Source organism: Streptomyces sp. NA02950 (genome assembly GCF_013364155.1).
Classification (GTDB): Bacteria; Actinomycetota; Actinomycetes; order Streptomycetales; family Streptomycetaceae; genus Streptomyces.
This window is the reverse complement of the sequence record NZ_CP054916.1, coordinates 5,430,856-5,443,267: the sequence shown is the minus strand read 5'-3', so window position 1 is coordinate 5,443,267 and position 12,412 is coordinate 5,430,856. Positions and strand designations below refer to the sequence as shown.

Here is a 12,412-nt window from a genome sequence, read left to right as displayed (position 1 = left end):
CCTGACGCCCTACAGCTTCTCGACCGGCGCGTACCGCAGCAGCAGCCGCTTCGGCTTCTCGTCCCCGAAGTCGATCGTGGCCTCCGCGTTGTCCCCGCTGCCCTTCACCGCCACCACGGTGCCGAGCCCGAAGGTGTCGTGGGTGACCCGGTCGCCGATGGCCAGGGAGACCGCGGGCCGCTCCTTCGCCCGCCGGGTGGCAAAACCGCTCGCCCCCGCCCGCGACCGCGACGACCCGCCGCCGGAGAAGCCGGATCCCGAGAGCCCGGAGCCGCCCGCGAGGGCGCCCATGGACGCCGACGGGGTGGCCGGACCGGTCCGGCGCCACTGCACGTACTGGTCGGGGATCTCCTCCAGGAAGCGGGACGGCGGGTTGTACGCGGGCTGTCCCCACGCACTGCGCATCGTGGAGCGCGTCAGATACAGCCGCTCGCGCGCCCGCGTGATCCCGACGTACGCGAGCCGCCGCTCCTCCTCCAGCTCCTTGGTCTGGCCGAGCGCCCGCATGTGCGGGAAGACGCCGTCCTCCAGACCGCTGAGGAAGACGACCGGGAACTCCAGGCCCTTGGCCGTGTGCAGCGTCATCAGCGTGATGACCCCGGTGCCCTCCGCGTCCTCGTCCGGGATCTGGTCGGAGTCGGCGACCAGCGCGACCTGCTCCAGGAACTCGGCGAGCGTGCCGGGGTTCTCCTCGCCCCGGTCCTGCTCGAACTCCAGGGCCACGGCGGCCAGCTCCTGGAGGTTCTCGATCCGGGTCTCGTCCTGCGGGTCCGTGGAAGCCTGGAGCTCGGCGAGATAGCCGGTGCGCTCGAGCACCGCCTCCAGCACGGTGGCCGGGCCCGCGCCCGACTCCACGATGGTCCGCAGCTCCTCCATCAGCGTGTTGAACCGCTTCACCGCGTTCGCCGAGCGGGCGGCCATGCCGTACGCCTCGTCGACCCGGCGCAGCGCCTGCGGGAAGGTGATCTTCTCGCGCAGCGCCAGCGCGTCGATCATCGCCTCGGCGCGCTCGCCGATACCGCGCTTGGGCACGTTCAGAATGCGGCGCAGCGGGACGTTGTCCTCGGGGTTGGCCAGCACCCGCAGATAGGCGAGGACGTCCCGGACCTCCTTGCGCTCGTAGAAGCGCACTCCGCCGACGACCTTGTAGGGCAGCCCGACCCGGATGAAGACTTCCTCGAAGACACGGGACTGGGCGTTGGTGCGGTAGAAGACGGCCACGTCCCCGGCCCTGGCGTCGCCCGCGTCCGTCAGGCGGTCGATCTCGTCGGCGACGAACTGGGCCTCGTCGTGCTCGGTGTCGGCGACATAGCCGGTGATGGTGGCCCCGGCACCGGCCTCGGTCCACAGGTTCTTCGGGCGGCGGTTCTCATTGCGCTCGATGACCGCGTTGGCCGCGCTGAGGATGGTCTGGGTCGAGCGGTAGTTCTGCTCGAGCAGGATGGTCCGCGCGTCCGGGTAGTCCTCCTCGAACTGGAGGATGTTGCGGATGGTGGCGCCGCGGAACGCGTAGATCGACTGGTCGGCGTCGCCCACCACGCACAGCTCACCGGCCGCGGTCTCCTCGGTGTCCGTGCCGACCAGCTCGCGCACCAGGGTGTACTGCGCGTGGTTGGTGTCCTGGTACTCGTCGACCAGCACATGGCGGAACCGGCGGCGGTAGTGCTCGGCGACATCGGGGAACGCCTGGAGCAGATTGACCGTGGTCATGATGATGTCGTCAAAGTCCAGCGCGTTGGCCTCGCGCAGCCTCGACTGGTACATGACGTACGCCTCGGCCAGGGTCTTCTCAAAACCGTCCGCCGCCTGCCCGGCGAAGGTCTCCTCGTCGATCAGCTCGTTCTTCAGGTTGGAGATCTTGGCGCTGAAGGACTTGGGCGGGAACCGCTTCGGGTCCAGGTCCAGGTCCCGGCAGACCAGCGCCATCAGCCGCTTGGAGTCGGCCGCGTCGTAGATCGAGAACGACGAGGTGAAGCCCAGCTTCTTGGACTCGCGGCGCAGGATGCGCACACAGGCGCTGTGGAAGGTGGAGACCCACATGGCGTTCGCCCGCGGCCCGACCAGCTCCTCCACCCGCTCCTTCATCTCGCCCGCGGCCTTGTTGGTGAAGGTGATGGCGAGGATCTGGCCGGGGTGCACCCCGCGCGCGCCGAGCAGATACGCGATGCGGTGGGTGAGCACACGGGTCTTGCCGGATCCGGCGCCCGCGACGATCAGCAGCGGTGCGCCGGTGTGCTCCACGGCGGCACGCTGCTGCTCGTTCAGCCCCTCGAGCAGGGCGGCCGGATCCACGGCGGGCCGTGCCGCGCCGTCCCGGTAGTACGCCTCCCGGGGCACGCTCGGCACGGGCGCGTCGAACTTCCCCTCGGGCCCGGCGGCCCTGGGGAGACCCCACTCGCTGAAGAGGTGGTGCGGTACGTCCTCGGCACCGCCGGGGCCGTGGTGCCCGGGGCCCTCGTGGTCCTCGGGCGGCGGGGGCTCCTCGCCCGAGGGCCCGAGGTCCGCCAGGAAGCTGTCGTCAAAGAGGCTGCTCATCGCTCACCGAGTCTAGGCCGCGCCACTGACAGCGTACGTGCGAACATCACGAAACGGTTTCGGGCAAAACGGCCACCAGCCTTCACAGGAGCACCACGAGTTGGCTACCGTCCTGCGTCAGGCAGCCCGGACACCCGTCGGCGAGCAGCGTCGGCACGGGCGGCCTCCGCCGAGTCCGGACCCGCCGCGAGGTGGCCGGAGCCGGGGACCCACACGTTCCACCGGGGTGAATCGGCCCGGGTGACGGCACACCGCGTGCCGCCCGGACGGGCCGTAGGGCAGCCTTCCGTCCGCCCGAACCCGACAGCTAACCCGGTAGGCGGTCCACGGAAGGAGTCGCCTCCCTTGGCGTCGCACCGCAAACCGCGGACCCGAATACCGGCCACGCTGGCCGGTCAGAGCCGGCGGACCGCCGTCGGGGTCACCACGGCCGCCCTGGCCTCGGTCACCCTGCTCTCCCAGACGGCGAACGCCGCGCCCGGCGATCCCAAGCCCGCCACCCAGTCGATCGAAGAGGTCAAGAAGAAGGTCGACACCCTCTACCACCAGGCGGAGAGCGCCACCCAGAGCTACAACGCCGCCAAGGAGCGCACCGAGACCCAGCGCGGCAAGGTCGACAAGCTGCTGGACAGGGTCGCCAAGCGCACCGAGAAGCTCAACGAGGCCCGGCGGACCCTCGGCACCTACGCCGCGGCCCAGTACCGCAGCGGCGGCCTGGCCAGCAGCACCGCCGCGATGCTCTTCTCCTCCGATCCGCAGGACGTCTTCGACCAGTCGCATCTGATGGACCGGCTCACCGGGCACCAGAAGAAGGCCGTCGAGGACTTCCAGACGCAGCGGGCGAAGGCGGCGAAGGAACGCGCCTCCGCCACCAAGAGCCTCGCCTCGCTGACCTCGTCGCAGAAGTCGCTCAAGGAGAAGAAGAAGTCCGTCCAGAGCAAGCTCTCCGAGGCCCGGCGGCTGCTGGCGAACCTGACCGCCAAGGAGAAGGCGCGGCTGGCGGCGATCGAGAAGAAGAAGCAGGAGGAGGCCCGGCGCAAGGCCGCCGAACTGGCCGAGAAGCAGCGCAAGGCGGAGGCCGAGCGTCAGCGGCAGCAGGACGGGAACGACGGCTCCGGCTCGTCCACCCCCTCCACCCCGTCCACCCCGTCCACCCCCGCCCCCTCCGACAGCACCAAGGCGGCGAAGGCCATCGCCTACGCACAGGCGCAGATCGGCAAGCCGTACGTCTGGGGCGCCACCGGCCCCAACTCCTTCGACTGCTCGGGGCTGACCCAGGCGGCCTGGAAGTCCGCCGGGGTGTCCCTGCCGCGCACCACCTGGGACCAGGTGAAGGTGGGGACGCGGGTGTCGACGTCCGAGCTCAAGCCGGGCGATCTGGTCTTCTTCTACGACGACATCAGCCATGTCGGGCTCTACATCGGCGACGGGATGATGATCCACGCGCCGAAGCCGGGTGACTCGGTGAAGAAGGCGCCGATCACCGAGATGCCGATCTACGGCAGCGTGCGTCCCGCCTGACGCCCGCGGCGGCGCCCCGCGTCCGGCGTACCGGGCGCCGCCTCGCCGGGCTCAGGAGGCGTGGCGCCCGCTGGTACGGACGCTGGTACGGACCCGCCGTCGCGCCCGGCGCGCGATCCGCCGCGCCGGGCGCCGTGACAGCAATGCCCGGACTGCGCTGGGCTCGCGCAACACCCGCCCCGGGCCCGGCCCGCGGTGGCCGGGCCGCGCACACGGACCAGCGGTACCGGGTGCCGCCCGCCGGGCGCGGGCCGCCCAGCAGCCCCGCACATGGCACGCGCCCCTGCCCCGGCGGACAGCCGGGGCAGGGGCGCGTGGCCGTACGCCGGGCGCGGGCCGCCGGCCCTTACGTACCGGGCTTGCGGCCGTAGACGTAGACGTCGTCGCCGTTCCTCAGCAGGCCCCAGTACTTCTTGGCGTCGGCCGAGCGCATGTTGACGCAGCCGTGGGAGCCGGGTGGGGACCACACGCTGCCCGCGATCGAGTGGAACGCCTGGCCGCCGTCGAAGAACTGGCTGTACGGCATGGCGACGTCGTAGATCGTCGACCAGTGGTCGATGTTCCGCCAGTAGATCTTCTTCGAACCGGTCCGGGTCTCGTAGCCGTCCCGCCCGGTGCGCACCGGCACCGGTCCGTACACCAGCCGGGAGCCGTCCTGGACCCAGCTCAGCTGGCGGGTGAGGTCGACACAGGCGATCCGGCCCTTGTTGGTGGGGCACTTCCCCGCCGCGTTGGGGTTGTGGCCCGCCGCCTTCTGCGCGTTCTTCAGGCTCATCACGCCCCAGGTGACGGGCCCGGCGTAGCCGATGGTCGGGCTGATGCCGTGGTTGATCTGGAAGTTCTGGATCGCCAGGCAGTCGGTGCGCGACTGCCGACCGTCCACCGGGCGGCCGAGGTACTTCTCGACCTGCTTCTGGTACGGCCCGGCGGTCGTTGTGCACGACGATGCCGCCTGGGCCGGGGTGGCGAGGGCTACCGCTAGCGGCATCACCATCCCCGTGAGCCCCAGCGCTACTCCCGTGCGCCGTACGCCCCTTGTCCCGAGCCCCTTGAGAAACCCTGGGCCCTTGGTGCCCTTGAGCCCTCTCTTCGCCCCCACAACCCCCATTGCCCGCTCCCTCCGGCCGTCTTGTGCTCTTTAGACAGCTCGCGAGTGCAAACGGTTGCGGGCGAATTGATGTGCGGTATCAAGCCGTTATCGAACAGGGGACACGAGCACCGGGGAAGATCAGGTCCACAGCACGGCGATGAAGATGTTCACCGTGGTGAGGGCACCTACCGCGCCGAACGCGGCCGACTCCACCTTCTCCTCGTCCCGCTTCACATAGACCAGGCCCAGGATCACGATCAACAGCGCCATCTTGATCCCGATCTTGACGGTGTTGACGGCGCTGTCGTCGGCCTCGTTGAGCCCCACCAGGGCCACTCCGGTCACCAGCATGGTCAGCGCCCCGTGCAGCATTCCGGGGGTCATCCGCGCGGTGCCCGAACTCATCTGCTTCATCTGGGAGAGAAAGCCGCCCAGCAGCGCGGCAATACCGACGATGTGCAAACCGACAAAGGCGTTGATGAGTACGTCCATACTCACGGACATTAGCGCCGCGCATAGCACCACCTTTCACTCGGGTGGGCCCTGATCACGGCTTCGGTCACGGCCACCACGCAGTGCCACTCACCCCGCGCGTGCCGTGATCAGTCAGTGGCACAGGAATGACGAAATCCGTCCATTCCCGAGCATCGCCCCGCACCGCCCCCGTCTTCCGGCCTAGCTTCCTCCTCCAGATGGCAGTCCGCCTCCCGTCAACCGAGGGTCCCCGCCTCATGGCGGGCTGCCATCTCCCGTCCCCGCCACCACGCAAACAACGCACCACCGCAACCAACGCAGCAACCGGAACCGCCCGCACAGCCAGGAAGGTGTACCGCCGCCGTGGCGTCGCACAGGAAGTCGCGCAGCAGGCCCAAGCGCTCGCTCGCCAGCAGCACCGCCCGGACGGCCGCGCTCCTCGCCCTCACCGGCGCCGTGTCCGCGACCGTCCTCGAGGGCACCGGGCACGCCGACCCCCACCTGACCACCGCTCAGGTGAAGGCCAGGGTGGACCAGTACCAGCGGGAGGCCGAGGAGGCCACCGACAAGTACAACGGCGCCCGGGAGAAGGCCGACGAGGCCCGCCGCGCGCTGGGCGAACTCCGCGACGAGGCCGCCCGCAGGGCCGCCCGGCTGAACACCGCGCGCAACGCCCTCGGCGCGTACGCCACCGCCCAGTACCGGGCCGGTACCGTCGCCCCCACCCTCCAGCTCGCCCTGTCCTCCTCCCCCGAGGAGTACCTCCAGCGGGCCTCGCTCGTCGAGCGCGCGGCCGGACGCCAGGCCGCCACCATCATCGGCATCACCCGCCAGGAGAAGGCGCTGCGCCGGGTGCGCGGCGCGGCGGCGGACCGGCTGGCCGAGCTGCGTACCTCGCAGGAGGCGCTCTCCCGCCACAAACGGGCCGTCGAGAAGAAGCTCGCCGCCGCCGACCGGCTCCTCGACCGGCTGACCGCCGAACAGCGCCGCCGCCTTCAGGACCGGCAGCCGCACTCCGACACCGGGCACACCGCCGACCAGACCGCGGCCCCCGCCGCCACGACCGGCCGGGCCGCCCGCGCCGTCGCGTTCGCCCGGGGGGCCCTCGGCAAGCCGTACGTCTGGGGCGCCACCGGCCCCCACGGCTACGACTGCTCCGGGCTCACCCAGGCCGCCTGGCGCGCCGCCGGGGTCTCACTGCCACGCACCACCTACACCCAGATCACCGCGGGCCGCCGGGTCGGCCGCTCCCAACTGGCCCCCGGCGACCTCGTCTTCTTCTATTCGGGCATCAGCCACGTCGGGATCTACATCGGTGACGGCCGCATGATCCACGCCCCCCACCCCGGTGCCCCGGTCCGCGTGGCCCCCGTCGACCAGATGCCCTTCGCGGGCGCGAGCCGCCCCGCGTAGCGGAACCCGACGCGCAGCGTGGCCGGGCGCCACGCCCCGTAGAGCACCGACAGCCCGACGGCCACGGGCGGGATCGCCTCGGGCCGGACCCCGGCGTGGATGAGCACGATGCCGGTCACCAGGACCGCGAGAAATGCGGCGAGATCGGATCGCCATGGAACGCTGTTCACTACGATTGCCTTTCTTGTCACGCCTCGTACGAGGCTGACTCCAGACTGGGACGGGCCGGGCCCGTTGCGGGAGTCGGCACAGTTGCCGATCGCCCGCAACGCCCGAAGGGAACGGGACATGGGGAGCCTTGAGCCGCTCGGCGATGATCTTCCGGACGAGGCACGCGAGTTGGCCGCCGAGCTCCGGCGGCTGTTCGCCGGACTGGAGGTGAGCGTGCGCCGGTACGCCGCGCGCCGCCACCGGGACGCCGGGTCGATATCCCGCTACCTGAACGGAACCCGCGTCCCCGCCTGGGAGTTCATCGCGGATCTGCTCACCGATGTGGCCGAGCACCGGGGCGGCGCCGCGACCCCCGAGACCATGGAGCATCTGCGGGGGCTGCACTGCCGCGCGCTGGCGGCCAGCGGATCTCCGCTGCACCGCGTGGAGTTGCTGGAGCGGCAGTTGGTGGAGGCCGACCGGATGGCCCGGCGGTCCGCCGTCCGCGAGCGGGCCCTGGAGAACGCGTTGCTCGACGCGCAACACCGGGCCGCGGACCTGGAGACCCAGCTCCGCCAGTTACAGGCCGTGGCCGACGACCGTGACTGGGCCCGCGCCGACGCCGGGACCGCGCTGCACCCCTACGACGACCCGCTCGCCGCGCTGCGCAAGGAGCGGGACCAGCTCAAGGACCAGGTGGAGGTGTTGAGCGAGGAGCTGAAGGAGGCGCACACCCGCCGGATCCGGGCCGAGCAGCGCTGCAACGACCTGGAGCGGCAGCTCGTCACGGCGGAGGAGGAGGCCCGCGCCGAGGCCGCGCGCGGGGCACAGCAGGAGGAACGGGCGCAGGCGGCCCGCACCGAGGCGCTGGAGGCGGAGCTGCGGCAGCTGCGCCGCCGGATGGCGGGCCTGGACGACCAGCTGGACGACCGACCGGACGGCGAGACCGAAGGCCCTGTCATCACGGTCCCGGTGTCCCCGGGCCGGGTGAACCGTTCCGACGCGATGACACCGGGCGGGCTCGACCGCCGCTACGGATTCGAGAACTTCGCCGTCGAGCCGTCCAACCGCTTCGCCCACGATCTCGCCGTCGCCGTCGCCGAGGTGCCCGCCCAGAACTACAACCCGCTCTTCATCCACGGCGACCACGGCCTGGGCAAGACCCATCTGCTGCACGCCATCGGCCACTACACCCGCAGCCTCTATCCGCGCACCCGGGCCCTGTACATCGACTGCGAACGGCTCGTCTCGCTCCTGAGGGTCCCGGAGACGCAGATGCTGCTGATCGACGACGTCCAGCGGCTGGACGGGGGCAACGACAGGGCGCCCAGGGGAGCACAGCAGCAGAGGCTGCTGCACGCCCTGGACACCATGGTGGCCGCCGGGCAGCAGATCGTCCTCGCCTCCTCCCGGCCCCTGTGGGAGATGCGGCTGGCCCCGGAGCTGTACCAGCGCCTGAAGGGCGGGCTGCCCGTCGGCATGGGCGTGCCCGACGACGAGACCCGCCTCGCGGTGCTCCGTACGAAGGCCGAGCGGGAACGGCTGAATGTGCCCCTGGACGTGCTGGAGATGATCGCCGACCGGGCCGGCCGGAACATCCGGGAGCTGGAAGGGGCCCTGGTCAGGGTGACCGCCTTCGCCAGCCTCAACCGGAGCCCGGTCGACCTCGCCCTCGCGGAGACCGTCCTCAACGAGAAGGCGCGGAACCCCGGGGCGGAGATCACCGGGGAGGACATCATCCGTGCGACCGCCCAGTACTTCGGGCTGACCGTCGAGGATCTGCGCGGCACCAACCGGGCCCGCGTACTCGTCATCTCCCGGCAGATCGCCATGTATCTGTGCCGTGAGCTGACGGAGTACTCCGTGCCGACCATCGCGGCATTCCTCGGCGGCAAGGACCCCAGCGCGGTCCTCAACGCCGACCGGAAGATCCGCGCCCTGATGAGCGAGCGCCGCTCCATCTTCAATCAGGTCACCGAGCTGACCAGCCTTCTCCTCTTCAGCTGAGGAACGTCCTCGGCCGGGGAACGCGACGCTTCGGCCGGGGAACGCGACCCGGTGGAGACTGGGGGCCATGTCCTACGAAGCCGCGGTGGTGCTCACGGGTTACGGCCCGGTGGGCCGGGCCTACGCCGACCGCCTCCTGACCTCGTCCGGCGACACCCCGCTGCGGCTCGCCGCCGTCCGCACCAGCGCGGCCGAGCGCCCCGCGCCCCATCTGACGCCGGGCCCGCTGCCGCCGCTCGCCGAGACCCTGGAGCGCACGGGGGCGGCCGTGCTGGCGCAGGCGGTGCCGTCCTCCCCCGCGGTGCGCGAACGGGCCGCGGCCGACGCGCTGCTCGCGCTGCGCCGCGGGGTCCATGTCGTCTCCGCGACCAAGAGCCATCTGCTCAGCCACTGGGCGGAGTTGGGCCGGGCGGCGGAGGAGGGCCGCGGTCTGATCCGCGTCTCGGCCGCCACCGGCGCCGCGCTGCCCGCCGCAGACCTCGCCCGCACCGGGGTGCGCGGCCTCGGCTGCCGTACGCTCCGCGCCTGCCCCACCGGCACCGCGACCTTCGTCCTGGACCGGCTGACCGCCGGGGACACGTTCGCCGCCGCCGTGGCAGAGGCCCGGCGCCGCGGTATCGCCGAGGCCGATCCGTCGGCCGACCTCTCCGGCGCCGACGCCGCCGCCAAGGCCCGGCTGCTGGCGGCCCTGCTGTGGGGCTGGGACGCGGCCGCCGTACGCACGGACACCGACGGGGGCGGGATCGGCGAGGACACGGCCGAGGCGGCCCGCGCGGCCGCCTCCCGGGGCCACCGGCTGCGCGCGGTCGCCACCGCATCGGCCGGGGAACCGCTCGTGGTCCGGGTCCGGCTGGAGGAGACCGCCCCCGGCGATCCGCTCCACACGCTGGAGGGTCCGGAGAAGGCCGTGGTCTATGGCTGCGAGGCGGGCGACATCACGGTGAGCGGCGGAGCCTCCAGCCCCCTGGGCGCGGCCCTCGCCATGGTCAAGGACACCCTCGACGTCGCCGTGCCGAAGGGGTTCGGCTTCGGCTGATCAGCGCCTTCCCGTGGCGCCCGAAGCGGGTCCGCGGTCCCGCACGGGCTTGTGTGCGGATTTTATTGCATCTCATCGGCGACAGCAGCCGCCGATCGCTCGTCCCCACCCTCGTCGTCACCACGATCGCGGTCATCGCCGGAGCACTTCACCAGCGCCGCAATGGAAGGGACCATACGATGGCCAACGAACGGGCAACGCAAGCACGTTGTCCAAGGATTGATGATTGGGGCGAACGAAGATGTCAGGCACGGACTGGATGTCATCGAAGTCGGAGTTCGCCCAGCCGCCGGTCGATCTGCGGACCGACATCCCGCACTCCGCCCGCGTCTATGACTACCTCATCGGGGGCAAGACCAACTACGCCCCCGACCGCGCCGCGGGCGACGCCTCGGCACGGGCCTACCCCAGCCTCCCGATCTCCATGAAACAGACCCGGATCTTCATGCACCGGGTGACCCGCTACCTCGCCCGGGAACACGGCATCCGCCAGTTCCTGGACATCGGCACCGGCATCCCCACCCAGCCGAACCTCCACGAGGTCGCCCAAGAAGCGGCCCCCGAGGCGCGGGTGGTGTACGTGGACAACGACCCCATCGTGCTCACCCACGCCCGCCATCTCATGAACAGCACGCCGGAAGGCCGGACCGAGTACATCGACGCGGACATCCGCAACGTCGATTCCATCCTCGGCGCCCGGCAACTCCAGGAGGTCCTGGACCTCAAGCGGCCGGTCGCCCTCTCCCTCATCGCGATCATGCACTTCGTCCTCGACGAGGACGACCCCCAGGGGATCGTCCGCCGCCTGATGTCCGAACTGGCCCCCGGCAGCGTTCTGGCCCTCACGATCTTCACCGGAGACTCCAACCCGGAGGGGGTCGCGGGGGTCGGCCGCGAGTACAACGAGCGCGGTATCCCCCTCCAGATCCGCGACAAGGCGGAGACGGAACGGTTCTTCGAGGGTCTGGAACTGATCGACCCCGGCGTCACCCTCGTCCACCACTGGCGCCCCGACGAGGGGGGCGCCAGCGAGGGCGTACGGGACGCGGACGTCTCGATGTACGGCGGCGTCGCCTTTAAGCGCGGCTGAAGGCTATGAACTCGGCCCAAGCGGCGGGGGTGAGCGTCAACTGAGGTCCGGACTCCTGCTTGGAGTCACGGACGTGGACGGTGTGGGGACAGGCGGCGACCTCTACACAGTTGCCGCCCTGGGTGTCGCTGTAGCTGGACTTACGCCAGGACATGGCGACCTCTACACAGGCGCCGCCCTCGCTGTTGCTGTAGCTGGACTTGAACCACACGAGTCCGTCGCTCATAGTTCCTCCGCCAACTCACCGATGAACTTGACCGACTCCTCCGGACTGAGAGCCGCCCGAAGGATCATGGCATGTCGCTGGGTGACCACGCTCACCTTCGCCGGATCCGCGTAGAGCACACCAGTGGTCTGACCCTCCTCATAGGCGAGATGCTCATGGTCGGGTGTCTCCAGCAGTACGAAGGGACCCAGCAGCCCCGGGTGAGAACCCCCGAACCGCACCACCTGCACCGTCACATTGCGCCGCTTGCCCACGTGCAGCAAGTGCTGCAACTGCCGTACGTGCGTCTCCTTGCTGCCGATGGGAAAGCGCACACCTGTCTCGCCGATCACGAACGTAAACGCCCTGGTCTGCTTCTCCAGCAGAGCCTGGCGTTCAAGTCGGGCCGCCACTCGCGCCTCGATCGTCTCGTCATCCAGTGGCGGACAGTGGTCGCCGATCAGCTCCCAGGCGTACGCCTCCGTCTGGAGCAGCCCCGGGATAATCAGCGCCTCGAACCAGTTGACGACAATGGCTTCGGCCTCGTACCGCATGAAGTCCTGCGAATACGACGCGAACTTCTCCGGCTTGAGGTACTCATTCGCCGCGATTAACAACCCCCGCGCGCCGAACATCTGGTCCGCAACCTCAAGCACCCGCAAGGTCGGCTTGCGCCGCCCCTGCTCCATGGACTTGATGCTCTCGAACTCGTAGTTGGCCTCCTTGGCCAGCTCCTCCCGGGTGACGCCCGCCTGTGTGCGCCACATCTTGAGCTGATTTCCGCAGTACCGCCAGGACATCGGCGGCTGGGAACTCCCTTCCATGACCGTCACCAGGTCTCTCCCTCCCTGAGTCACCTCACGTACGCACACGCTCCGTACCTGCGTCGTT

Annotated in this window: 10 protein-coding genes and 1 riboswitch; of the genes, 5 read left to right on the top strand and 5 right to left on the bottom strand. The window is 70.5% G+C overall.

Annotated elements, in window-relative coordinates:
• Nucleotides 1-9 precede the first annotated feature (9 nt).
• Nucleotides 10-2,535 (bottom strand): DNA helicase PcrA, encoded by a 2,526-nt coding sequence (gene pcrA, locus HUT19_RS23855; RefSeq protein ID WP_176182413.1) that lies wholly within the window; start codon nucleotides 2,533-2,535, stop codon nucleotides 10-12.
• A 157-nt stretch (nucleotides 2,536-2,692) separates the two neighbouring features.
• Nucleotides 2,693-2,873, top strand: a riboswitch (cyclic di-AMP (ydaO/yuaA leader).
• Between the two features lie 7 nt (nucleotides 2,874-2,880).
• On the opposite strand from pcrA, the gene HUT19_RS23850 reads away from it, so the two are divergent.
• Nucleotides 2,881-4,056 carry an NlpC/P60 family protein gene (locus tag HUT19_RS23850; RefSeq protein WP_176182412.1) on the top strand — a complete coding sequence of 392 codons (1,176 nt, stop codon included), beginning with the start codon at nucleotides 2,881-2,883 and terminating at the stop codon, nucleotides 4,054-4,056.
• 346 nt (nucleotides 4,057-4,402) lie between these two features.
• Here the strand turns inward: HUT19_RS23850 and HUT19_RS23845 are convergent, their stop codons facing one another.
• Together HUT19_RS23845 and HUT19_RS23840 are read right to left on the bottom strand one after the other, a co-directional pair.
• Nucleotides 4,403-5,050 (bottom strand): L,D-transpeptidase, encoded by a 648-nt coding sequence (locus tag HUT19_RS23845; protein WP_176182411.1) that lies wholly within the window; start codon nucleotides 5,048-5,050, stop codon nucleotides 4,403-4,405.
• Between the two features lie 234 nt (nucleotides 5,051-5,284).
• On the bottom strand, nucleotides 5,285-5,638 hold the full coding sequence (locus HUT19_RS23840) for a hypothetical protein (protein ID WP_176182410.1): 354 nt from the start codon (nucleotides 5,636-5,638) through the stop codon (nucleotides 5,285-5,287).
• 345 nt (nucleotides 5,639-5,983) lie between these two features.
• Here HUT19_RS23840 and HUT19_RS23835 point away from each other — a divergent pair, with 345 nt between their 5' ends.
• The 4 genes from HUT19_RS23835 to HUT19_RS23820 all read left to right on the top strand — a co-directional run bounded on the left by HUT19_RS23835 (nucleotide 5,984) and on the right by HUT19_RS23820 (nucleotide 11,316).
• Nucleotides 5,984-7,033, top strand: coding sequence for an NlpC/P60 family protein (locus HUT19_RS23835; RefSeq protein ID WP_176182409.1), 1,050 nt, complete (start codon nucleotides 5,984-5,986; stop codon nucleotides 7,031-7,033).
• A 288-nt stretch (nucleotides 7,034-7,321) separates the two neighbouring features.
• Nucleotides 7,322-9,190 carry a chromosomal replication initiator protein DnaA gene (locus HUT19_RS23830; RefSeq protein ID WP_176182408.1) on the top strand — a complete coding sequence of 623 codons (1,869 nt, stop codon included), beginning with the start codon at nucleotides 7,322-7,324 and terminating at the stop codon, nucleotides 9,188-9,190.
• Nucleotides 9,191-9,257: 67 nt separating this feature from the next.
• Nucleotides 9,258-10,226: a homoserine dehydrogenase gene (locus HUT19_RS23825; RefSeq protein WP_176182407.1), complete on the top strand. Its 969-nt coding sequence runs from the start codon at nucleotides 9,258-9,260 to the stop codon at nucleotides 10,224-10,226.
• A gap of 259 nt (nucleotides 10,227-10,485) precedes the next feature.
• Nucleotides 10,486-11,316 carry an SAM-dependent methyltransferase gene (locus HUT19_RS23820; protein ID WP_254885744.1) on the top strand — a complete coding sequence of 277 codons (831 nt, stop codon included), beginning with the start codon at nucleotides 10,486-10,488 and terminating at the stop codon, nucleotides 11,314-11,316.
• On the opposite strand, the gene HUT19_RS23815 is transcribed toward HUT19_RS23820, so the two are convergent.
• Both HUT19_RS23815 and HUT19_RS23810 read right to left on the bottom strand, forming a co-directional pair.
• Nucleotides 11,303-11,542, bottom strand: coding sequence for a DUF397 domain-containing protein (locus tag HUT19_RS23815; RefSeq protein ID WP_176182405.1), 240 nt, complete (start codon nucleotides 11,540-11,542; stop codon nucleotides 11,303-11,305). The two genes, HUT19_RS23820 and HUT19_RS23815, sit on opposite strands and share 14 nt — an antisense overlap.
• A complete protein-coding gene (locus HUT19_RS23810) occupies nucleotides 11,539-12,345 on the bottom strand; it encodes a helix-turn-helix transcriptional regulator (RefSeq protein ID WP_254886213.1) in 807 nt (268 codons plus the stop codon). The genes HUT19_RS23815 and HUT19_RS23810 overlap by 4 nt, the downstream gene beginning before the upstream one ends.
• Nucleotides 12,346-12,412 lie beyond the last annotated feature (67 nt).